Source organism: Pseudomonas sp. 8209 (assembly GCF_028682105.1).
GTDB classification, from domain to species: domain Bacteria; phylum Pseudomonadota; class Gammaproteobacteria; order Pseudomonadales; family Pseudomonadaceae; genus Aquipseudomonas; species Aquipseudomonas palmensis.
Genome location: NZ_JANIAH010000013.1, coordinates 156852 through 176621 on the forward strand (window position 1 = coordinate 156852; position 19770 = coordinate 176621).

Here is a 19770-nt window from a genome sequence, read left to right on the forward strand (position 1 = left end):
GAGCGTTGTCATGCTGAGCCCTTACATGTCGCCCGTCGAACGGGTCTGGTACTACAGTTTGCGCATCCTTTGCGGGCTGGTGCTGCTGTTCCTGGTGTTGCCGGTACTGGTGATCATCCCGTTGTCGTTCAACTCGGGGAGCTTCCTGGTGTATCCGCTGCAAGGCTTCTCGCTGCAGTGGTACCAAGACTTCTTCGGTTCGGCCGAGTGGATGCGCGCCCTCAAGAACAGCATCATCGTGGCCCCGGCGGCGACGCTGCTGGCGATGGTGTTCGGCACCCTGGCCTCGATCGGCCTGACCCGTGGCGACTTTCCCGGCAAATCGCTGGTGATGGCGCTGGTGATCTCGCCGATGGTAGTACCGGTGGTGATCATCGGTGTGGCCAGCTACCTGTTCTTCGCCCCGCTGGGCCTGGGCAACAGCTTCACCTCGCTGATTCTGGTGCATGCGGTGCTGGGTGTACCGTTCGTGATCATCACGGTGTCGGCCACCCTGCAAGGCTTCAACCACAACCTGGTACGGGCTGCGGCCAGCCTGGGCGCCTCGCCGGTCACCACGTTCCGCCGGGTGACCCTGCCGCTGATCGCCCCGGGTGTGATCTCGGGGGCCCTGTTCGCCTTCGCGACATCGTTCGACGAGGTGGTGGTGACGCTGTTCCTCGCCGGGCCGGAGCAGGCCACGCTGCCACGCCAGATGTTCAGCGGTATCCGCGAGAACCTGAGCCCGACCATTGCTGCAGCGGCGACCTTGCTGATCGCGTTCTCGGTGGTGCTGTTGCTGACCCTGGAATGGCTGCGCGGGCGTGGCGAGAAGCTGCGTACCCAACAGCCGGGCTGAAACAGACGACCCTTCGCCGGCAGGGCTGGCTCCTGTAGGAGCCGGCCTTGCCGGCGAGGTGGGCACCACCGATCCTGATCCAGGCTTGATGCCAGTCAGCCCCTGACGGTTTGCCTGAGGTACAATGCGCGCCACCGTGATTCTGCCCAACAGGTGCGCCATGCAGCCCTACGCTATTGCCCCCTCCATCCTCTCAGCCGACTTTGCCCGCCTGGGCGAAGAAGTCGACAAGGTGCTCGAAGCCGGCGCCGACATCGTCCACTTCGACGTGATGGACAACCACTACGTTCCCAACCTGACCATCGGTCCGATGGTGTGCAGCGCCCTGCGCAAGTACGGCGTGACCGCGCCGATCGACGCACACCTGATGGTCACCCCGGTGGACCGCATCATCGGCGACTTCATCGAAGCCGGCGCCACCTACATCACCTTCCACCCCGACGCCACCCTGCACGTCGATCGCTCGCTGCAGCTGATCCGTGACGGCGGCTGCAAGGCGGGCCTTGTGTTCAACCCGGCTGCCTCGCTGGATGCGCTCAAGTACGTGATGGACAAGGTCGACATGATCCTGCTCATGAGCGTCAACCCGGGCTTTGGCGGCCAGAAGTTCATTCCGGCCACCCTCGACAAGCTGCGCGAAGCCCGCGCGCTGATCGATGCCAGCGGGCGTGATATCCGCCTGGAGATCGACGGTGGGGTCAACGTCAACAATATCCGTGAAATCGCCGCTGCTGGCGCCGACACCTTCGTGGCCGGCTCGGCGATCTTCAATGCCCCGGACTACAAAGAGGTGATCGCCAGGATGCACGCCGAACTGGCCCTGGCCCGCCCATGAGCGGCTTCGAGCAGCTGTTCCCCGGGGGCCTGCCCAAGCTGGTGATGTTCGACCTGGATGGCACCCTGATCGATTCGGTGCCGGACCTGGCGGCCGCCGTGGATCACATGCTGCTCGAAATGGGGCGCCAGCCCGCCGGTGTCGCCGCCGTGCGCGAATGGGTCGGTAATGGCGTGCAGGTGCTGGTGCGCCGCGCCCTGGCCGGCAGCATCGAGCATGCCGGGGTGGACGACGATGAGGCCGCGCGCGGGCTCGAGCTGTTCATGCAGGCCTATGCCGACAACCATGAATTGACGGTGGTCTACCCCGGCGTGCGTGACACCCTCAAGTGGCTGCACAAGCAGGGCGTGGAAATGGCCCTGATCACCAACAAGCCGGAGCGCTTCGTCGCTCCCTTGCTGGACCAGATGAAGATCGGGCGATACTTTCGCTGGATCATCGGCGGCGACACCCTGCCGCAGAAGAAACCCGACCCCGCCGCATTGCTGTTCGTGATGCAGATGGCCAACGTGGCGCCGGCCCAGGCGCTGTTCGTGGGCGACTCGCGCAGTGATGTGCTGGCGTCCCGGGCGGCAGGGGTGCAATGCGTGGCGCTCAGCTACGGCTACAACCATGGCCGCCCGATCAGCGAGGAGTCGCCCGCGCTGGTGATCGATGACCTGCGCGCGCTGCTGCCTGGTTGCTTAGATTCGGCCACTGAGCTAATGTCGGACGATCAATCCCCCCCTGATAGAGATTCCATCGTGGTGGCACCCGGCAAACTCTGGATGAAAGTCATCAAGGCCCTGGCCCGTTGGCGTTGGCGCGCCTGACTTTTTTCTGGCCGGCCTGATCCGGCGCGTTTGCCTGTACGACCTATTGCCCCATTGCCACGAGGCTATCATGACCCGCGAAGAATTCCTGCGCCTGGCCGCTGCCGGCTACAACCGCATTCCCCTGGCCTGCGAAACCCTGGCCGACTTCGACACGCCGCTGTCGATCTACCTGAAACTGGCCGACCAGCCCAACTCCTACCTGCTCGAATCGGTGCAGGGCGGCGAGAAGTGGGGGCGTTATTCGATCATCGGCCTGCCATGTCGCACCGTGTTGCGCGTACATGACCATCAGGTGCGCATCACCCATGACGGTGTCGAGATCGAACAGCATGAAGTCGAAGACCCGCTGGCCTTCGTCGAGACGTTCAAGGAACGCTACAACGTACCGACCATCGACGGCCTGCCGCGCTTCAACGGTGGCCTGGTGGGGTATTTCGGCTACGACTGCGTGCGCTATGTAGAGAAGCGCCTGGGCAAGTGCCCGAATCCCGATCCGCTGGGCGTGCCGGACATCCTGCTGATGGTGTCGGACGCCGTGGTGGTGTTCGACAACCTGGCCGGCAAGATGCACGCCATCGTGCTGGCCGACCCCGCTCAGGACAACGCCTACGAAAATGGCCTGGCGCGTCTTGAAGAACTGCTCGAACAACTGCGCCAGCCGATCGCCCCGCGTCGCGGCCTGGCCCTGGGCGGCCCTCTGGCTGCTGAGCCGGAGTTTCGCTCAAGCTTCACCCAGGCCGACTACGAACGCGCCGTCGATACCGTCAAGGAGTACATCCTGGCCGGCGACTGCATGCAGGTGGTGCCCTCGCAGCGCATGTCCATCGACTTCAAGGCCGCGCCCATCGACCTGTACCGCGCGTTGCGCTGCTTCAACCCCACGCCGTACATGTACTTCTTCAACTTCGGCGACTTCCATGTGGTGGGCAGCTCGCCGGAAGTGCTGGTGCGGGTCGAAGACAACCTGGTCACCGTGCGCCCGATTGCCGGCACCCGGCCGCGTGGTGCCAACGAGGAGGCCGACCGAGCGCTGGAGCAGGACCTGCTGTCGGACGCCAAGGAGATCGCCGAGCACCTGATGCTGATCGACCTGGGCCGCAACGACACCGGTCGCGTTTCCGAAACCGGCTCGGTCAAGGTCACCGAGAAGATGGTGATCGAGCGTTACTCCAACGTGATGCACATCGTGTCCAACGTCACCGGCCAGCTCAAGCAGGGCCTGAGCGCGATGGACGCGCTGCGCGCCATTCTGCCCGCCGGTACCCTGTCGGGGGCGCCGAAGATCCGCGCCATGGAAATCATCGACGAGCTGGAGCCGGTCAAGCGTGGCGTGTACGGCGGCGCCGTCGGCTACCTGGCCTGGAACGGCAACATGGATACCGCCATTGCCATCCGCACCGCCGTGATCAAGGACGGTGAGCTGCATGTGCAGGCCGGTGGCGGCATCGTCGCCGACTCGGTGCCGGCGCTGGAGTGGGAAGAAACCATCAACAAGCGTCGGGCGATGTTCCGCGCGGTAGCCTTGGCTGAACAGACACCGCTCAGCTGAGAAGGGCGCCGCTGCGGCGCAACACAGAATTCAGAGTCGCCAGACTCAAGAGGTTGACCCAGATGTTACTGATGATCGACAACTACGACTCCTTCACCTACAACGTCGTGCAGTACTTCGGCGAGCTGGGTGCAGAGGTCAAGGTCATTCGCAATGACGAACTGACCATCGCCCAGATCGAGGCACTGCAGCCCGAGCGCATTGTGGTGTCCCCTGGCCCGTGCACCCCGACCGAGGCCGGTGTATCGCTCCAAGCCATCCTGCACTTTGCCGGCAAGCTGCCGATCCTGGGCGTGTGCCTGGGCCACCAGTCCATCGGCCAGGCCTTTGGCGGTGATGTGGTACGCGCGCGCCAGGTGATGCACGGCAAGACCAGCCCCGTGTCGCACATCGACCAGGGTGTGTTCGCAGGCTTGAACAACCCGTTGACGGTGACCCGCTACCATTCCCTGGTGGTCAAGCGCGAAACGCTGCCCGAGTGCCTGGAAGTGACTGCCTGGACCACTCTGGACGACGGCTCGGTCGACGAGATCATGGGCCTGCGTCACAAGACACTGAACATCGAAGGGGTGCAGTTCCACCCCGAGTCGATCCTCACCGAGCAGGGCCACGAGCTGTTCGCCAACTTCCTCAAGCAGACCGGCGGCCGCCGCTAAGGATTTGACACCATGGATATCAAGAGCGCGCTGGGCCGCATCGTCGGTCACCTGGACCTGAGCACCGAGGAAATGCGCGATGTGATGCGCGAGATCATGACCGGCCAGTGCAGCGAGGCACAGATCGGCGCCTTCATGATGGGCATGCGCATGAAGAGCGAAAGCATCGACGAGATCGTCGGTGCGGTATCGGTGATGCGCGAGCTCGCCGACCAGGTACAACTGCAGACCCTGGACCAGGTGGTCGATGTGGTAGGTACCGGTGGCGACGGCGCCAATATCTTCAACGTTTCCACCGCCTCGGCATTTGTCGTGGCCGCTGCCGGCTGCACCGTGGCCAAGCACGGCAACCGTGCGGTATCGGGCAAGAGCGGCAGCGCCGACCTGCTCGAGGCCGCCGGTATCTACCTGAACCTGACGCCAGTGCAGGTCGCGCGTTGCATCGACAGCGTCGGTATCGGCTTCATGTTCGCCCAGACCCACCACAAGGCGATGAAATATGCCGCCGCCCCGCGTCGTGACCTGGGGCTGCGCACGCTGTTCAACATGCTCGGCCCGCTTACGAATCCGGCCGGGGTCAGGCACCAGGTGGTCGGCGTGTTCACCCAGGCATTGTGTCGGCCGCTGGCCGAGGTGCTGCAACGCCTGGGCAGCAAGCATGTGCTGGTGGTGCACTCCAAGGACGGCCTGGACGAATTCAGCCTGGCCGCGCCGACCTTCGTTGCGGAACTGAAGAACGGCGAAATCACCGAGTACTGGGTAGAGCCCGAAGACCTGGGCATGAAGAGCCAGAGCCTGCACGGCCTGGCGGTAGACAGCCCGGCCGCGTCGCTGGAGTTGATTCGCGATGCCCTGGGGCGCCGCAAGACCGAAAACGGTCAGAAGGCGGCAGAAATGATCGTGCTCAATGCCGGCGCTGCGCTGTATGCCGCCGACCATGCCATGAGCCTCAAGCAAGGCGTCGAGCTGGCCCATGATGCACTGCACACCGGGCTGGCGCGAGAAAAGCTCGAAGAGCTGGGCGCCTTTACCGCGGTATTCAAGCAGGAGAATGAAGAGTGAGCGTACCGACGGTTCTGGAAAACATCCTGGCGCGCAAGGTTCAGGAAGTGGCCGAGCGCAGTGCCCGCGTCAGCCTGGCTGAACTCGAGCGCCTGGCGGCCGTCGCCGATGCGCCGCGCGGGTTCGCCAATGCGCTGATCGAGCAGGCAAAGCGCAAGCAGCCGGCAGTGATCGCCGAGATCAAGAAGGCATCGCCGAGCAAGGGCGTGATTCGCGAAGACTTCGTGCCGGCCGACATTGCCGTCAGTTATGAAAAGGGCGGGGCCACCTGCCTGTCGGTGCTTACCGATATCGATTACTTCCAGGGCGCCGATGCATACCTGCAGCAGGCGCGCGCCGCGTGCACGTTGCCGGTGATCCGCAAGGACTTCATGATCGATCCTTATCAGATCGTCGAGGCCCGTGCGCTGGGTGCCGATTGCGTGCTGCTGATCGTCTCGGCGCTGGATGACGTGAAGATGGCCGAGCTGGCGGCCACGGCGAAGAGCGTAGGGCTGGATGTATTGGTCGAAGTGCACGACGGCGACGAGCTGGAGCGTGCGCTGAAAACCCTGGATACACCGCTGGTGGGCGTGAACAACCGCAACCTGCACACCTTCGAGGTGAGCCTGGAAACCACCCTCGACCTGCTGCCGCGCATCCCGCGTGATCGCCTGGCAATCACCGAAAGTGGCATTTTCAATCGGGCAGACGTCGAGCTGATGGAGATCAACGAGGTCTACTCGTTCCTGGTGGGCGAAGCGTTCATGCGTGCCGAGCACCCGGGGTTGGAACTGCAGCGCCTGTTCTTCCCCGAGCGCGTGGTGCACAACCCGGCGCAAGGCCTGGACTGATCCACACTGAAGCCGGCGTTGCCGGCTTTTTTGTATCGACAAGGTGGGTGTGATGACTGAACAAGCTGTTGCGGTGACGGTGGAGGCGGGCTTGCAGGCCGAGCAGGACCTGCTGGCGGCTGTGTGCAAGGGCGAAAAGCAACATGGCCTGCTGTTCTGGCAGCCGACGGACCGCGCGCTGGTGATGCCGCGGCGCATGAGCCGGCTGGAAGGTTTCGAGGCCGCCTGCACCGAATTGGCCGTTGCCGGCTGGCCGGTGCTGCTGCGCGAGACCGGCGGTGAGCCAGTGCCGCAGTCGGCTGCGACAATCAATATCGCGTTGGTGTATGTGGCGCCGCGCAGCGAGGGTGATCACGGTCGTATCGAGAAGGCCTACGAGCGCCTGTGCCTGCCGCTATGCGAGGTGTTGCGCGAATGGGGCGGGCTGGCGTCGGTGGGGGAGATCGAGGGGGCGTTCTGCGATGGGCGCTACAACGTCAACCTCAATGGTCGCAAGCTGGTCGGCACGGCGCAGCGCTGGCGTCAGGGCCTGGGCGGCAAGCGCCCGGTGGTGCTGGTGCATGGCGCCTTGCTGCTGGACAACGAGCGCGAGTCGATGGTGGCGGCAGTCAATCGCTTCAATGAATGCTGCGAGCTTGAGCAGCGCTGCCGCGCCGACAGTCATATCGCCCTGCATGAAGTGGTGCCCCAGGCACCGCTGCTGGCGCGCCTGGAGCAGGCCTACTCGCAGGTGATCGCGGCGATCGAGCGCGATTAACGGGTGCCGAAGACCACCATGGTCTTGCCTTTGACATGCACCAGGTTACGTTCTTCGAGGTCCTTGAGCACGCGGCCGACCATCTCTCGCGAGCAGCCGACGATGCGGCCGATTTCCTGGCGGGTGATCTTGATCTGCATGCCGTCGGGGTGGGTCATGGCATCGGGCTGCTTGCACAGCTCCAGCAGGCAGCGGGCCACCCGACCGGTCACGTCGAAAAACGCCAGGTCGCCCACCTTCTGCGTGGTGTTGCGCAGGCGCTGGGCCATCTGGCTGCCCAGGGCGTAAAGGATGTCCTGGTCCTGGCGGGCCAGTTCACGGAATTTCTCGTAGCTGATTTCAGCCACTTCGCATTCGGTCTTGGCGCGTACCCAGGCGCTGCGCTGGTGTTCCTTGCCGATGGGTTCGAACAGGCCCAGCTCACCGAAAAAATCGCCACTGTTGAGGTAGGCGATGATCATCTCGCGGCCTTCCTCGTCCTCGATCAGGATGGTCACCGAGCCCTTGACGATGAACGACAGGGTATCGGCCCGATCACCAGCGCAGATGATGTTGTTCTTGGCTGCAAAGCGGCGACGCTGGCAGTGGGCGAGCAACTTGTCGATGTTCTTGATCTTGGCTGGAAGGGTTGTTGCAACCATGGCTGAATCCTGGAAAGACGCGACGCGTGGGCATTCTTGTCGACCGCTGGGCGCGGGTGCCAGCAGTTTGGCGCCAGCTTATCAGACGCCTGTAGGTGTATCGGCATATTTACTCGAACGCTTAGCCTTTTCGCACGTGCGCGCAAGGTCTAAGCTGACAGCCTTTTTTCAAAGCAAGGGAATCCGGGTGATGAAGGCGCGTATCCAGTGGGCAGGCGAAGCCATGTTTCTTGGCGAATCGGGCAGTGGCCATGTAGTGGTCATGGATGGTCCACCCGAGAGTGGTGGGCGCAACCTGGGCGTGCGGCCGATGGAGATGCTCCTGCTGGGCCTGGGTGGCTGCAGCAATTTCGACGTGGTGAGCATTCTGAAGAAATCGCGCCAGGCGGTAGAGAGCTGCGAGGCGTTTCTCGAGGCCGAGCGGGCCGACGAGGACCCCAAGGTGTTCACAAAGATTCATCTGCGCTTTGTGGTCAAGGGCCGCGGCCTGAAGGAGGCCCAGGTCAAGCGCGCGGTGGAGTTGTCGGCCGAGAAGTACTGCTCGGCATCGATCATGCTGGGGCGCGCCGGGGTCGAGATCACCCACGCCTACGAGATTGTCGAGCTGGGTTGATCGTTGCGTGGCCATTCGCCGGTAACGCCGGCTCCTACAGGCGGATGCCGCTTCCCTTGTAGGAGCCAGCCTTGCTGGCGAAGCGCTCCAGCGCAAACAGCAGCATCAGCCCCGGTACCAGCGCCAGCAACCACCAGTGCAGGTTCAGCACCAGCAGCCCGAGTACTTCGCTTGTGCTCCAGGTATTGCCGAACGCGGTGGAGAACAGCTCGCACAGCAGCCAGGCACTGACGGCCGCAATGGCAGCAAACACGCCGCCCAATACGCGGCGCCGGCGGATGATGCTGCCCAGCAACACGAACAGCAGCATTCCGGGTACACAGAACAGCGCCAGATCCAGCGCGCTGTTGTCGGAATCGCCCAGATAGGGCAGCGACATGCTGAAGGGCGTTTCGCGCAGGCTTGCGGTCATCGCCAAGATGAACAGGTAGCCCACCAGCACCAACCCCATGCTTTGCAGCGCTCGAATCAGCAGCAGGCGCACCCTCATCGACGAAGCCCCGGCAACAGGTCGAGCAGGCCGTTCGGCAGCAGTGCGCGAAGGTTTGTACTCAGGCGTTCGCGATGCTTCTGGTAGAGCAGGCCAAGGCCGATGACCCCCAGGCCGATCATGCTCAGCACTACCGGGAACAGCAGCGAGTCGGCGAATACGTCATACGACAGGTAGCCAAGGTAGGCCGAAACGCCCATGGCCCCGAACACCATGAACAATGGCCGGCGCAGCAGCACGGCGACCGCCATCAGCCCCAGGTTGATCAGGCAGTACAGCGCCTTGCCGAACTCGCTGTCACTGTCCATCGAGGTCAGCCCGCCCCAGAAGGCCAGCAGCCCGGCCAGATAACCCCAGAACGCATAGTCCTCGCGGGTTCGGCCATCGATGCCGAGGAACACCAGCAGCAGACCGAGGCCGAACCAAAGCGAAACCTTCTGGCGTTGCGCCCAGTTGAACGGCTCGCCGTAGATCCACTCGGTCAGGTCCATCGACATGAACCACAGCGCCACGGCGATCGGCATCACGATGAACGGGAAGGGGATCAGGCGCAGCATCAGCAGGCCGGCGATCACGGTGGCCGCTTCCATCAGCAGCCAGCCGCCCTGCACGTAGGTGTAGTAGCTGTGGTAGTGAGTCTGGGTATCGTCCAGGGGCCAGAAGCCGGTAAGGCGCTCGAGGGCGAACACCGCCAGCGGTACGATGCTGACCGCCACCGCTGCCAGCAGACCGGCAGGAATACGCTGGCCGCGTCGCTGAAGTGCCAGGCCACCGCCGGTCAACACAGCCATGTAGGCCAGCGCGATCAGCAGCAGTGCGCTGTCGCCGATGCGCATCCAGGCCTCGCTCAGCAGCCAGCCCATGGCCCCCATGATCAGCAGGGCGCCGAAGTAGAACGCGACATGGGCCAGCTGGAAGCTGGGCCGTTGTGCGGGCTGGCGCTTGAGGAATTCAAGCAGGGCCTTGTCCTGGCCCGGGTTCAGTACGCCGGCATCGACGGCGCGGGCCAGATCCCTGGCATCGAAGTGTTCCATCAGATTCGATAGGTGCTCTTGGTCATGACCTTGGCCATCAGACTCATGCCGAACTTGACCGGTGCGGGGAAGCGAAAGCCGCCGGCATCCAGTGCCGACTCGGCGTGCTGCTCTTCATCAACGCGCATCTGTTCGAGGATTGCGCGGGACTTTTCGTCCTCGGCCGGGATCTGTTCCAGGTGCTCGTCCAGGTGCTTGCACACCTGGTGCTCGGTGGCCGCGACGAAACCGAGGCTGACCTTGTCGCTGATCAGGCCGGCGACAGCGCCGATGCCGAACGACATGCCATAGAACAGCGGGTTGAGAACGCTCGGGTGGCTGCCCAGTTGGCGGATGCGTTGCTCGCACCAGGCCAGGTGGTCGATTTCTTCCTCGGCGGCATGTTCCATCGCCTTGCGTACCTGCGGCAGCTTGGCAGTCAGGGCCTGGCCCTGGTACAGCGCCTGGGCACAGACTTCACCGGTGTGGTTGATGCGCATCAGGCCGGCGACGTGGCGGGTCTGGTCGTCGCTCAGGTCGGCGTCTGGCTGGATGATCGCAGGCGACGGGCGGGACGGTTGGCCGCTGAAGGGGAGCAAGGTGCGCATGGCGGTATCGGCCTGCAGCAACAAGCGGTCGAGCGGCGAATAGTGACGTTCGGTAGCCATCGGGCACCTCCGCAAGAATGTGCCCGACAGTCTAACCCAATCCAGATGACAGGGCTTGCGTTGGATCAGCCCGGCGGCCAGGTCATCTGGCGCTGGCCGAGCACGTGCATGTGGATGTGGTAGACGGTCTGTCCACCCTGCTCGTTGCAGTTCATCACCACGCGGAAACCTTCCTCGCAACCCAGTTCCTTGGCCAGTCGCTGGGCGGTGAACAGGATATGACCGGCCAGACCCTTGTCTTCTTCGGTGAGGTCGTTGAGGGTGCGGATCGGCTTTTTCGGGATGACCAGAAAGTGCACCGGCGCCTGGGGGGCGATATCGTGGAAGGCCAGAACCTGGTCGTCCTCGTAGATGATCCTGGCCGGAATCTCCCGGTTGATGATCTTGGTGAACAGAGTTTCCACAACGCTTGCTCCATGGTGGGGTTCGGGCTTGAGTGTACTCAGGCGCCGCTTGCTCGCCCAGTGCCGATTCGCTTCAGCGTGGGCAGTAGGCCCGGTTGATTGCGCCGGCCAGCTTGCGCGCAAGCCAGCGCGACAGCCAACGCGGGCTGGCGGCCAGCCAGCGGTTGCGCCGACCGGGGATGATCAGTGCGCGGTTCTTTTCCAGTGCGCGCACGGTGTACAGGGCCACTTCCTCGGGGCTCATGCAGCGGTTGCCGTTGTCCAGCCGGGGGATGCGCCGCAGCGGCGATCGAACCGGGCCGGGGCATAACACCGAAACCTTGATGCCGGTCTGCTTGAGTTCCTCGCGCAGGCCTTCGGAAAAATGCAGCACATAAGCCTTGCTCGCCGCATAGGTGGTCATCCAGGGGCCGGGGGCGAAGGCGGCCAGCGACGCGACATTGAGGATCTGCCCGCCACCCTGCACCGCCATCGCGTTGCCCAGCGCATGGCACAGGCGGGTGAGGGCGAGGATGTTGACCTCGATGATGTCCTGCTCGTCGCCCCATTCCTGGGCCAGGAAGTGCCCGTAGGTGCGGATGCCGGCGCAGTTGACCAGCAGGTCGATCTGTCTATCGCCTTCCTCGAGCTCCAGCAGAAAGCCGGACAGGCGCAATGGCTCGCCCAGGTCGCAGGCGCGCAGCAGCACTTCCACGCCGAAGCGCTGGGTCAGTTCCAGGGCGATGCTTTCCAGCAGGTCGCGCTGCCGGGCCACCAGTATCAGGTTGCGCCCCCGGCGCGCGAGGGCCTCGGCCAATGCCAGGCCCAGGCCACTGGAGGCGCCGGTGATCATGGCGTAACGGGTCATGCAGTTCTCCAATCGGCAGGGGGCGGTGCGGCTGGCGCCTAGTTTACAGACTGGAGCAGGTAAAGGCTGCGGTCAGCCGTTGAGGGCAGTCATGTAGATACCCCACGCCATGAACGGTATCCACAGCGAGGCCACCACGATAACCGCCTTGGTGTTGGGGGGCGGTGGCGGCCCGTAACGATTACTGGCGGGGTTGCCGGGAATCAACAGCAGGGCCAGGAAAACCAGGTTGCCGATGTAGTAGGGGATCAGGGTCAACAGGCTGTACCAGCCATTGAAGCCCAGGTCGTTCATGCGCCGGGCGATGAACACCAGGCTGAAGATCTTGGCGGCCAGCAACATCGGCACGATGGCGGCGGCCAGGTCTTTGGAGAGCGAGGACATCAGTGCGACCAGTAGCACCGTCCCGAACACTGCGCCAATCAGCACCAGGCTCCAGGCCAGTAGCCGCACCCTGCCAATGCGGCCGCGCACGCTCATGACCCTGAGCTTTTCGTTGTTCAGTTGAAGGGGGTTGATGTAGGTGTCGCGCATCGGGCTTCCTTTGCCGTTGAGAGTGGTTCAGCCAGGCCGGTGCTGGCCCAGCTGGATCGCCGCGGCCTGGGCCTGGCGGTATTCGTGGTCGAGTCGAGCGATCAGTTGATCAACCGTGCCCAGGCTGTCGATGGCGCCGACGCCCTGGCCGGCGGACCATACGGTCTTCCAGGCCTTGGCCTCGTCATCCAGTGGCTTGAGCCGGCTTTCGCCCGACTTGCCCAGAGCGTTGAGGTCGAACCCGGCGTTTTCCAGGCTCTGACGCATGAAGCTGGCCGGCACCCCGGACACTGCGGCGGTGTGGATGATATCGGCTGCCTTGGCATCCAGCAGCATTTGTTTGTAGGCGTCAGGCGCCTGGCTTTCGGTACTGCCAATGAAGTGGGTGCCCATGTACGCGAGATCCGCGCCCAGCAGTTGCGCGGCCAGAACTTCGTGGCCGCGGTTCAGGCAGCCTGCCAGCAGCAGCGTCTTGTCGAAGAACTGGCGAATTTCGGCAATCAGGGCAAAAGGGCTCCACGTACCGGCGTGACCACCGGCGCCCGCCGCCACGGCGATCAGGCCGTCCACGCCGGCCTCGGCGGCTTTCTCGGCATGGCGCCGGGTGGTCACGTCATGGAACACCAGGCCGCCATAGCCGTGGACGGCATCGACCACTTCCTTTGCCGCACCCAGGCTGGTGATGACGATGGGCACGCGGTGCTCGATACAGATCGCAAGATCGGCCTGCAGGCGCGGGTTGCTGGGGTGCACGATGAGGTTCACCGCATAGGGCGCGGGGTTGTCGAGCCCGGCCAGGCCCGCCTCTATCTGCTCCAGCCAGGCCCTGAAGCCGGCACTGTCACGCTGGTTGAGCGCCGGGAAGCTGCCCACCACGCCATTGCTGCAGCAGGCCAGGACCAGCTGTGGATTGGAAATCAGGAACATCGGCGCTACCACCACGGGCAGGCGCAGGCGTTGTTCAAGCAGGGCGGGCAATGACATGGCGGGCTCTCGGAGTGGAGGATCAGAACGGTTTGACCACGACCAGGATGACGATGAGCAACAGGATGACCACAGGCACTTCATTGAACCAGCGGAAGTACACATGGCTGCGGGTGTTTTCGCCGCGCGCGAAGCGCTTCACGTTGGCGCCGCACATGTGATGGTAGCCGGTCAGCAGAATGATCAGGGTCAGCTTGGCGTGCATCCAGCCCTGCTTGAGGAAGTCGGGGTTGAGGCTGAGCAGCCAGATGCCGAACACGAAAGTCGCGATCATTGCCGGGCCCATGATGCCGCGGTACAGCTTGCGCTCCATGGTGACGAAGCGTTCCTGGCTGATGGTGTCCTGGCTCTGGGCGTGATAGACGAACAGGCGAGGGAGGTAGAACAGGCCGGCAAACCAGCAGACGACACTGACGATGTGCAGGGCTTTGATCCAGAGAAACAGCATTTTTAGGTAGTCCTTCAGGTTCACGGTCGTCAGATAGTAGTGGCTTGTGTGTGCAGGCGTCACCCGAACGGTTGTTACCAAGGCTGTGGGCCCATATTATCCGTGGTTTTCCAGTCGGTTCGTTGAAAGGGGCAGGTATATGGTCAAGGTCGGTATCGTCGGCGGCACGGGTTACACCGGTGTCGAGCTGCTGCGTCTGTTGGCACAGCATCCACAGGCTGAAGTGGCAGTCATCACCTCGCGTTCCGAAGCGGGCCTGCCGGTGGCCGAAATGTACCCGAACCTGCGTGGCCACTACGACAACCTGGCTTTCAGCGTGCCGGACACCAAGACCCTGGCGGCCTGTGACGTGGTGTTCTTCGCCACCCCGCACGGCGTGGCCCATGCCCTGGCCGGCGAGTTGCTGGCAGCCGGCACCAAGGTCATCGACCTGTCGGCCGACTTCCGACTGCAGGACGCCGATGAGTGGGCGCAGTGGTACGGCCAGCCCCACGGCGCGCCAGAGCTGCTCAAGGATGCGGTGTATGGCCTGCCGGAAGTGAACCGCGAGCAGATCCGCAGCGCCCGCCTGATCGCCGTGCCGGGTTGCTACCCCACCGCGACCCAGCTGGGGTTCCTGCCGTTGCTGGAAGCGGGCATTGCTGATGCCTCGCGCCTGATTGCCGACTGCAAGTCTGGGGTCAGTGGTGCAGGCCGCGGTGCCAGCGTTGGCTCGCTGTTCTGTGAAGCCGGTGAAAGCATGAAGGCCTACGCGGTGAAAGGCCACCGTCATCTGCCCGAGATCCGTCAGGGCCTGCGCCGGGCAGCCGGTGGTGATGTCGGCCTGACGTTCGTGCCTCACCTGACGCCGATGATCCGCGGTATTCATTCGACGTTGTATGCCACCGTCGCCGACACCTCGGTCGACCTGCAGGCGCTGTTCGAAAAACGCTACGCCAATGAGCCGTTCGTCGACGTGATGCCAGCCGGCAGCCACCCGGAAACCCGCAGCGTGCGCGGGGCCAACGTATGCCGCATTGCCGTGCATCGCCCGCAAGGGGGTGATCTGGTGGTGGTGTTGTCGGTAATCGACAACCTCGTGAAGGGGGCCTCGGGCCAGGCGGTACAGAACCTGAACATTCTGTTCGGTCTGGACGAGCGTATGGGCCTGTCCCACGCCGGGCTGCTGCCTTAAGGCGCAACCGGCAGGCTGCAAGCGGACATAGGGCGGCATTTGCCGCTTGTCGCTTGCGGCCTGCCGCTGCTTCTATTGTTGACCGATTTTCTCGGAGAAGCGGATAATGCGCGTCATCACGCATTAAGGCGGCAACAGCGCCGGGAGAAAGTCAGCATGAGCGTCGAATCCTTCACCCCCACGATTTTGCAATTCACGCAGGGTGCCGCGCACAAGGTGAAGACCCTGGTCGATGAAGAGGGCAATGATCGCCTCAAATTGCGCGTGTTCGTGACCGGTGGCGGTTGCTCGGGCTTCCAGTACGGCTTCACCTTCGACGAAGATGTGGCTGAAGACGACACCATCGTCGAGCGCGAGGGTGTTGCCCTGGTGGTCGACCCGATGAGCTTCCAGTACCTGGCGGGCGCGGAAGTGGACTACCAGGAAGGTCTGGAAGGTTCGCGTTTCGTCATCAAGAACCCGAACGCCACCACCACCTGCGGTTGCGGCTCTTCGTTCTCGATCTGAGTTACAGGCAGTACTGCTGACGCCGCGCCTCTGCGCGGCGTTTTGCTGTGTGCGTTCAGGCGGGGTAGATCGCGCCCAGAACGCGCAGGCCCTTGGCGCCAGTAACACTGGGGCGGTTGGCGGCGATGCCCTCCAGGCAGCAGTGTGCCAGCCAGGCGAAGGCCATGGCTTCCACCCAGTCTGGATCGACGCCGTTGATGGCAGTGCTGCTGACCCGGGCGTTGGGCAGCAGGCAGGCCAGACGCTTCATCAGTGTGCCGTTGTGGGCGCCGCCGCCACAGACCAGCAGCGCCTGGGTGGCTGTCTGCGCCGCCTGCAGCGAGCTGACGATGCTATGGGCGGTAAGTTCGAGCAGGGTGGCCTGCACGTCGGCATCGCTGCCGGGGGGCTGGCCGGCCAGGTGCTTGCGCAGCCATGTCAGGTTGAACACCTCGCGGCCGGTACTCTTGGGACCGGTGCCGGCAAAGAACGGATCGCTGAGCAGGCTGGCGAGCAGCCCGGGGATGACGTGGCCTGTGGCCGCCCAGGCGCCGTCGGCATCATAGCCGTGACCTTGTTTCTCGTTGATCCAGGCATCCAGCAGTACGTTGCCCGGGCCACAGTCGAAGCCGCTGACCGGCTTGCCGGTCTCGATCAGGCTCAGGTTGCTGAAGCCGCCGACGTTGAGTACTGCCAGGCGCTCGCCCTGATTGTCGAACAGCGCTTCATGAAAGGCCGGCACCAAGGGGGCCCCCTGGCCGCCGGCAGCCACGTCGCGGCGGCGAAAATCGCTGACCACTGTAATCCCGGTCAGCTCTGCCAGCAGCGCCGGGTTGCCGATCTGAACGGTGAAGCCCTGGGCAGGCTCGTGGCGAATGGTCTGTCCGTGGCTGCCAATAGCGCGGATATCTGCAGGCTGCAGGTGCTGTTCGGCCAGCAATTGCTGAATGCCTTCGGCGGCCAGTCTCACCCAGACAGCCTCGGCCAGGGCGGCGCGGGCAATTTCGTCGGGGCCGCTGGCGCACAGCGCGAGCAAGTCGTCGCGCAGCGCCTGGGGCATCGGAATGTAATGGGTAGCGAGCAGCGTGAGACGCTGCTCCTGTCTGATCAAGGCGATGTCCAGGCCATCGAGGCTGGTGCCGGACATCACTCCCAGATACAGGGCCATGGCTTAGCGCTTGGCCGAGGCCAGCATGGTGGCCTTCTCTTGTTCCATGCGCGCCATCAGCGGCTGGCTTTGCTGCAGGAAGCGCTGGCGTTCAGCCTTGGCGATCGGATCGGCCATTGGCAGCTTCTGTCCGAGCGGGTCGACGTGCACGCCATTGACCTGGAACTCGTAGTGCAGGTGCGGCCCGGTGGACAGCCCCGTGGTGCCGATGTAGCCGATCACCTGGCCCTGCTTGACCGTGCCGCCGGTCTTGATGCCCTTGGCGAAGCCCTGCATGTGCCCGTACAGGGTCTGGTAGGTATTGCCGTGCTTGATGATCACGGTGTTGCCGTAGCCTCCACGACGACCGGCCAGCAGTACCTTGCCGTCACCGGCGGCCTTGATCGGCGTGCCGCGCGGCGCTGCATAGTCGACGCCCTTGTGGGCGCGGATCTTGTTCAGGATAGGGTGCTTGCGACCTGCCGAGAAGCGCGAGCTGATGCGGGCGAAGTCCACCGGGGTACGAATGAACGCCTTGCGCATGCTATTGCCGTCGGCGGTGTAGTAGCTGGTGTTGCCCTGCTTGTTGGTATAGCGCACCGCAGTGAAGCTCTTGCCGCGGTTGGTGAAGCGTGCCGACAGGATGTTGCCGTTGCCGACCACCTTGCCATTGACCACTTTCTGTTCGTAGATCACGTCGAATTCGTCACCCTGGCGGATGTCCTGGGCGAAGTCGATGTCGTAGCCGAAGATGCGGGCCATGTCCATGGTCAGCGAATGGTTCAGGCCGGCACGCTGCGCGGAAGCCGACAGCGAACTCTTGATGACGCCGTGCACGTAGGCCGAGCGAACCACAGGCTTGGTGATTTCACGGTTGAAGGCATAGCCCTTGTCGCCCTTGGTCAGGCGGATGGTCTCGAGATCGCTGACCTTGCTGTGCAGGCTGGCCAGTTGGCCGTCCTTGTCCAGTTCGATTTCCAGTACCTGGCCATGCTTGAGCTGGCTGAATTGCTTGGCCTGCTTGTTGCTGGCAAGCACCTCGTGCACCACATTGGCCGGCAGGCCGACCTTGGCGAACAGTGTCGACAGGGTGTCGCCACGGGCCACGGTGACTTCGCGGTGGCTTGGATCCTTGGCGGGTTCGGCAGTTGGGGTGGGTTCGGTCTTGGCGGTTTCTTCGGTGGGCGCGGGGGCAGTGTCAATCTGGGCGAACGGCGAGGCGGTGGTTTCTTCGCGGACGTCGGCCTGGGTGGTTTCCTGTTGCTTCAGCTGCTCGGCAGGGGATTCCAGCTCGAGGTTAAGGGTGGTTTTCTTGGCTTCGACCTCGCTGGAGGGGAACACCAGCAAGGCCAGGCTGAGCAGGGCGGCGATACCGCTGGCGGCCAACAGGTGGCTCTTCGGATAAAGCGGAGGCGCTTTAGTCGGTTCGTTGGTCATAGGTAGATTGACTTTGAAAAAGATGGATTGGAAAAGATGAATGACATGATGAAGATGAAATAACTGTATAAAATATAACCAAATCCCCTTCAGCGCAAGCGCGCAGACGTCATCAGTCGGGTGTGCGGTCACATCCGGGGCAAAAACTTGTATTTGATGGCTGATCTTGTATGGTTGGGGCCCTTTGAATCTGAGCCTTGCGGGTCTGTTATGAAGTCGGTTGAAGAGCAGCTAGCGCTGATCAAGCGTGGTGCGGAAGAGGTACTGGTCGAGGCCGAACTGGTCGAGAAGCTCAAGCGCGGGCAACCGCTGCGGATCAAGGCGGGTTTCGACCCGACTGCGCCGGATCTGCACCTGGGGCACACCGTCCTTATTAACAAGCTGCGCCAGTTCCAGGAACTGGGGCATCAGGTGATCTTCCTGATCGGCGACTTCACAGGCATGATCGGTGACCCGAGCGGCAAGAGCGCCACACGCCCGCCGCTGACCCGCGAGCAGGTGCTGGAGAACGCCGAGACCTACAAGCAGCAGGTGTTCAAGATTCTTGATCCGGCCAAGACCGAGGTCGCGTTCAACTCTACCTGGATGGACGCGCTGACCCCGGCCGACTTCATTCGCCTGGCTTCACAGTACACCGTGGCGCGCATGCTCGAGCGCGACGACTTCGACAAGCGCTATACCAGCAACCAGCCGATCGCGATTCACGAGTTCCTCTATCCGCTTGTGCAGGGCTATGACTCGGTGGCGCTGAAGGCCGATGTCGAGCTGGGCGGTACCGACCAGAAGTTCAACCTGCTGATGGGGCGCGAGCTGCAGCGTGGCTACGGCCAGGAGGCGCAGAACATCGTCACCATGCCATTGCTCGAAGGGCTGGATGGCGTGAAGAAGATGTCCAAGTCGCTGGGTAACTATGTAGGTATCCAGGAAGCACCAGGGGTGATGTACAGCAAGCTGGTGTCGATCCCTGATACGTTGATGTGGCGTTACTTCGAGCTGCTGAGCTTTCGCTCCATGGAAGAGATCGATGGGTTCCGTGCTGAAGTGGCTGCTGGTGCCAACCCGCGGGATATCAAGATCAAGCTGGCTGAAGAGATCGTGGCACGCTTCCATGGTGAGGAGGCTGCGGCCAATGCCCACCGCGCAGCGGGTAATCGCATGAAGGATGGCGAGCTGCCGGAGGACCTGCCGCAGATCGACGTGCTGGCTGCCGAGGCCATGCCGATTTCTGCTGTGCTGAACAAGGCGGGCCTGGTCAAGAACTCGGCGGCAGCCCGTGATCTGCTGGCGGCAGGAAGCGTGAAGGTCGATGGTGAGGTCGTTGATCGTGGCTTCGTCTTCGAGCTGGGCTCCACCCATGTGTGTCAGGCGGGCAAGAAGGCGTTTGCACGTATCAGTCTGAAGGCTGAATAAAGAGAGGGCGGCGTAAGCCGCCCTTCCTATATAGAGAAGGTCTGGTTTGCTTTGTTTTGCGAAAGTTTCAAATTAGCCCTTGACGCACGATTTAATCTCTCTATAATTCGCCCCACTTCCAGCGTAGCA

The 19770-nt window shown here is 63.2% G+C and carries 23 protein-coding genes; 12 read left to right on the plus strand and 11 right to left on the minus strand.

From position 1 onward, the window contains the following. Positions 1 to 10 precede the first annotated feature (10 nt). The 8 genes from NP552_RS24455 to NP552_RS24490 all read left to right on the plus strand — a co-directional run bounded on the left by NP552_RS24455 (position 11) and on the right by NP552_RS24490 (position 7345). Complete coding sequence (locus tag NP552_RS24455; RefSeq protein WP_043863768.1) at positions 11 to 838, plus strand: ABC transporter permease; 828 nt, start codon at positions 11 to 13, stop codon at positions 836 to 838. 160 nt (positions 839 to 998) lie between these two features. After that, positions 999 to 1673, plus strand: a complete 675-nt coding sequence (gene rpe / locus NP552_RS24460; protein WP_043863783.1) for a ribulose-phosphate 3-epimerase — start codon at positions 999 to 1001, stop codon at positions 1671 to 1673. Beyond that, entirely contained in the window at positions 1670 to 2485 is an 816-nt protein-coding gene (locus NP552_RS24465; protein WP_043863769.1) for a phosphoglycolate phosphatase, read from the plus strand. Before rpe ends, NP552_RS24465 begins: the two co-directional genes overlap by 4 nt. A 70-nt stretch (positions 2486 to 2555) precedes the next feature. Further along, the gene (trpE, locus tag NP552_RS24470; RefSeq protein WP_043863770.1) at positions 2556 to 4037 is read left to right on the plus strand and encodes an anthranilate synthase component I; all 1482 of its coding nucleotides are present in this window, start codon (positions 2556 to 2558) and stop codon (positions 4035 to 4037) included. A 62-nt stretch (positions 4038 to 4099) separates the two neighbouring features. Continuing rightward, the gene (locus tag NP552_RS24475) at positions 4100 to 4693 is read left to right on the plus strand and encodes an aminodeoxychorismate/anthranilate synthase component II (protein ID WP_043863771.1); all 594 of its coding nucleotides are present in this window, start codon (positions 4100 to 4102) and stop codon (positions 4691 to 4693) included. Between the two features lie 12 nt (positions 4694 to 4705). After that, complete coding sequence (trpD, locus tag NP552_RS24480) at positions 4706 to 5755, plus strand: anthranilate phosphoribosyltransferase (RefSeq protein ID WP_043863772.1); 1050 nt, start codon at positions 4706 to 4708, stop codon at positions 5753 to 5755. Continuing rightward, positions 5752 to 6588: an indole-3-glycerol phosphate synthase TrpC gene (gene trpC / locus NP552_RS24485; protein WP_054915953.1), complete on the plus strand. Its 837-nt coding sequence runs from the start codon at positions 5752 to 5754 to the stop codon at positions 6586 to 6588. The genes trpD and trpC overlap by 4 nt, the downstream gene beginning before the upstream one ends. 52 nt (positions 6589 to 6640) lie before the next feature. Beyond that, on the plus strand, positions 6641 to 7345 hold the full coding sequence (locus NP552_RS24490; RefSeq protein WP_058541841.1) for a lipoate--protein ligase family protein: 705 nt from the start codon (positions 6641 to 6643) through the stop codon (positions 7343 to 7345). On the opposite strand, the gene crp is transcribed toward NP552_RS24490, so the two are convergent. Beyond that, on the minus strand, positions 7342 to 7986 hold the full coding sequence (gene crp / locus NP552_RS24495; protein ID WP_043859825.1) for a cAMP-activated global transcriptional regulator CRP: 645 nt from the start codon (positions 7984 to 7986) through the stop codon (positions 7342 to 7344). The two genes, NP552_RS24490 and crp, sit on opposite strands and share 4 nt — an antisense overlap. Before the next feature lie 190 nt (positions 7987 to 8176). On the opposite strand from crp, the gene NP552_RS24500 reads away from it, so the two are divergent. Next, positions 8177 to 8599: an OsmC family protein gene (locus tag NP552_RS24500; protein ID WP_043859826.1), complete on the plus strand. Its 423-nt coding sequence runs from the start codon at positions 8177 to 8179 to the stop codon at positions 8597 to 8599. A 34-nt stretch (positions 8600 to 8633) separates the two neighbouring features. On the opposite strand, the gene NP552_RS24505 is transcribed toward NP552_RS24500, so the two are convergent. From NP552_RS24505 to hemJ, 8 genes are all read right to left on the minus strand, one after another. Then, entirely contained in the window at positions 8634 to 9089 is a 456-nt protein-coding gene (locus tag NP552_RS24505; protein WP_088514308.1) for a hypothetical protein, read from the minus strand. After that, entirely contained in the window at positions 9086 to 10126 is a 1041-nt protein-coding gene (locus NP552_RS24510) for a DUF2157 domain-containing protein (protein WP_078480909.1), read from the minus strand. Before NP552_RS24510 ends, NP552_RS24505 begins: the two co-directional genes overlap by 4 nt. Further along, positions 10123 to 10770: a 2-polyprenyl-3-methyl-6-methoxy-1,4-benzoquinone monooxygenase gene (coq7, locus tag NP552_RS24515; RefSeq protein WP_054915949.1), complete on the minus strand. Its 648-nt coding sequence runs from the start codon at positions 10768 to 10770 to the stop codon at positions 10123 to 10125. The genes NP552_RS24510 and coq7 overlap by 4 nt, the downstream gene beginning before the upstream one ends. Before the next feature lie 65 nt (positions 10771 to 10835). Further along, the gene (locus tag NP552_RS24520) at positions 10836 to 11174 is read right to left on the minus strand and encodes a histidine triad nucleotide-binding protein (protein ID WP_058541844.1); all 339 of its coding nucleotides are present in this window, start codon (positions 11172 to 11174) and stop codon (positions 10836 to 10838) included. 73 nt (positions 11175 to 11247) lie between these two features. Next, a complete protein-coding gene (locus NP552_RS24525) occupies positions 11248 to 12021 on the minus strand; it encodes an SDR family NAD(P)-dependent oxidoreductase (protein ID WP_043859830.1) in 774 nt (257 codons plus the stop codon). Between the two features lie 72 nt (positions 12022 to 12093). After that, the gene (locus NP552_RS24530; RefSeq protein WP_052504188.1) at positions 12094 to 12555 is read right to left on the minus strand and encodes a DUF805 domain-containing protein; all 462 of its coding nucleotides are present in this window, start codon (positions 12553 to 12555) and stop codon (positions 12094 to 12096) included. 27 nt (positions 12556 to 12582) lie between these two features. Further along, on the minus strand, positions 12583 to 13539 hold the full coding sequence (locus NP552_RS24535; RefSeq protein ID WP_054915948.1) for an NAD(P)H-dependent flavin oxidoreductase: 957 nt from the start codon (positions 13537 to 13539) through the stop codon (positions 12583 to 12585). Between the two features lie 22 nt (positions 13540 to 13561). Continuing rightward, a complete protein-coding gene (gene hemJ / locus NP552_RS24540) occupies positions 13562 to 13987 on the minus strand; it encodes a protoporphyrinogen oxidase HemJ (protein ID WP_043859832.1) in 426 nt (141 codons plus the stop codon). A gap of 139 nt (positions 13988 to 14126) precedes the next feature. Here hemJ and argC point away from each other — a divergent pair, with 139 nt between their 5' ends. Together argC and erpA are read left to right on the plus strand one after the other, a co-directional pair. Next, entirely contained in the window at positions 14127 to 15161 is a 1035-nt protein-coding gene (gene argC, locus NP552_RS24545) for an N-acetyl-gamma-glutamyl-phosphate reductase (protein ID WP_043859833.1), read from the plus strand. A 156-nt stretch (positions 15162 to 15317) separates the two neighbouring features. Continuing rightward, positions 15318 to 15668 carry an iron-sulfur cluster insertion protein ErpA gene (gene erpA / locus NP552_RS24550; RefSeq protein WP_043859834.1) on the plus strand — a complete coding sequence of 117 codons (351 nt, stop codon included), beginning with the start codon at positions 15318 to 15320 and terminating at the stop codon, positions 15666 to 15668. A 55-nt stretch (positions 15669 to 15723) separates the two neighbouring features. Here erpA and NP552_RS24555 read toward each other — a convergent pair whose 3' ends face one another. Both NP552_RS24555 and NP552_RS24560 read right to left on the minus strand, forming a co-directional pair. Further along, a complete protein-coding gene (locus NP552_RS24555) occupies positions 15724 to 16815 on the minus strand; it encodes an anhydro-N-acetylmuramic acid kinase (RefSeq protein ID WP_274097241.1) in 1092 nt (363 codons plus the stop codon). A 3-nt stretch (positions 16816 to 16818) separates the two neighbouring features. Further along, positions 16819 to 18231, minus strand: coding sequence for a peptidoglycan DD-metalloendopeptidase family protein (locus NP552_RS24560; protein WP_043859836.1), 1413 nt, complete (start codon positions 18229 to 18231; stop codon positions 16819 to 16821). Between the two features lie 210 nt (positions 18232 to 18441). Here NP552_RS24560 and tyrS point away from each other — a divergent pair, with 210 nt between their 5' ends. Next, positions 18442 to 19641 carry a tyrosine--tRNA ligase gene (gene tyrS, locus NP552_RS24565; RefSeq protein WP_054915947.1) on the plus strand — a complete coding sequence of 400 codons (1200 nt, stop codon included), beginning with the start codon at positions 18442 to 18444 and terminating at the stop codon, positions 19639 to 19641. Positions 19642 to 19770 lie beyond the last annotated feature (129 nt).

What these genes read in the sequence shown, in the direction of transcription:
- NP552_RS24525 (WP_043859830.1), bottom strand. Translation starts at nt 12,021, where the DNA reads ATGACCCGTTACGCCATGATCACCGGCGCCTCCAGTGGCCTGGGCCTG.
- NP552_RS24530 (WP_052504188.1), bottom strand. Translation starts at nt 12,555, where the DNA reads ATGCGCGACACCTACATCAACCCCCTTCAACTGAACAACGAAAAGCTC.
- NP552_RS24560 (WP_043859836.1), bottom strand. Translation starts at nt 18,231, where the DNA reads ATGACCAACGAACCGACTAAAGCGCCTCCGCTTTATCCGAAGAGCCAC.
- NP552_RS24455 (WP_043863768.1), top strand. Translation starts at nt 11, where the DNA reads ATGCTGAGCCCTTACATGTCGCCCGTCGAACGGGTCTGGTACTACAGT.
- hemJ (WP_043859832.1), bottom strand. Translation starts at nt 13,987, where the DNA reads ATGCTGTTTCTCTGGATCAAAGCCCTGCACATCGTCAGTGTCGTCTGC.
- trpE (WP_043863770.1), top strand. Translation starts at nt 2,556, where the DNA reads ATGACCCGCGAAGAATTCCTGCGCCTGGCCGCTGCCGGCTACAACCGC.
- NP552_RS24500 (WP_043859826.1), top strand. Translation starts at nt 8,177, where the DNA reads ATGAAGGCGCGTATCCAGTGGGCAGGCGAAGCCATGTTTCTTGGCGAA.
- NP552_RS24505 (WP_088514308.1), bottom strand. Translation starts at nt 9,089, where the DNA reads ATGAGGGTGCGCCTGCTGCTGATTCGAGCGCTGCAAAGCATGGGGTTG.
- erpA (WP_043859834.1), top strand. Translation starts at nt 15,318, where the DNA reads ATGAGCGTCGAATCCTTCACCCCCACGATTTTGCAATTCACGCAGGGT.
- NP552_RS24490 (WP_058541841.1), top strand. Translation starts at nt 6,641, where the DNA reads ATGACTGAACAAGCTGTTGCGGTGACGGTGGAGGCGGGCTTGCAGGCC.
- coq7 (WP_054915949.1), bottom strand. Translation starts at nt 10,770, where the DNA reads ATGGCTACCGAACGTCACTATTCGCCGCTCGACCGCTTGTTGCTGCAG.
- tyrS (WP_054915947.1), top strand. Translation starts at nt 18,442, where the DNA reads ATGAAGTCGGTTGAAGAGCAGCTAGCGCTGATCAAGCGTGGTGCGGAA.
- rpe (WP_043863783.1), top strand. Translation starts at nt 999, where the DNA reads ATGCAGCCCTACGCTATTGCCCCCTCCATCCTCTCAGCCGACTTTGCC.
- NP552_RS24555 (WP_274097241.1), bottom strand. Translation starts at nt 16,815, where the DNA reads ATGGCCCTGTATCTGGGAGTGATGTCCGGCACCAGCCTCGATGGCCTG.
- NP552_RS24475 (WP_043863771.1), top strand. Translation starts at nt 4,100, where the DNA reads ATGTTACTGATGATCGACAACTACGACTCCTTCACCTACAACGTCGTG.
- crp (WP_043859825.1), bottom strand. Translation starts at nt 7,986, where the DNA reads ATGGTTGCAACAACCCTTCCAGCCAAGATCAAGAACATCGACAAGTTG.
- argC (WP_043859833.1), top strand. Translation starts at nt 14,127, where the DNA reads ATGGTCAAGGTCGGTATCGTCGGCGGCACGGGTTACACCGGTGTCGAG.
- NP552_RS24465 (WP_043863769.1), top strand. Translation starts at nt 1,670, where the DNA reads ATGAGCGGCTTCGAGCAGCTGTTCCCCGGGGGCCTGCCCAAGCTGGTG.
- trpD (WP_043863772.1), top strand. Translation starts at nt 4,706, where the DNA reads ATGGATATCAAGAGCGCGCTGGGCCGCATCGTCGGTCACCTGGACCTG.
- NP552_RS24535 (WP_054915948.1), bottom strand. Translation starts at nt 13,539, where the DNA reads ATGTCATTGCCCGCCCTGCTTGAACAACGCCTGCGCCTGCCCGTGGTG.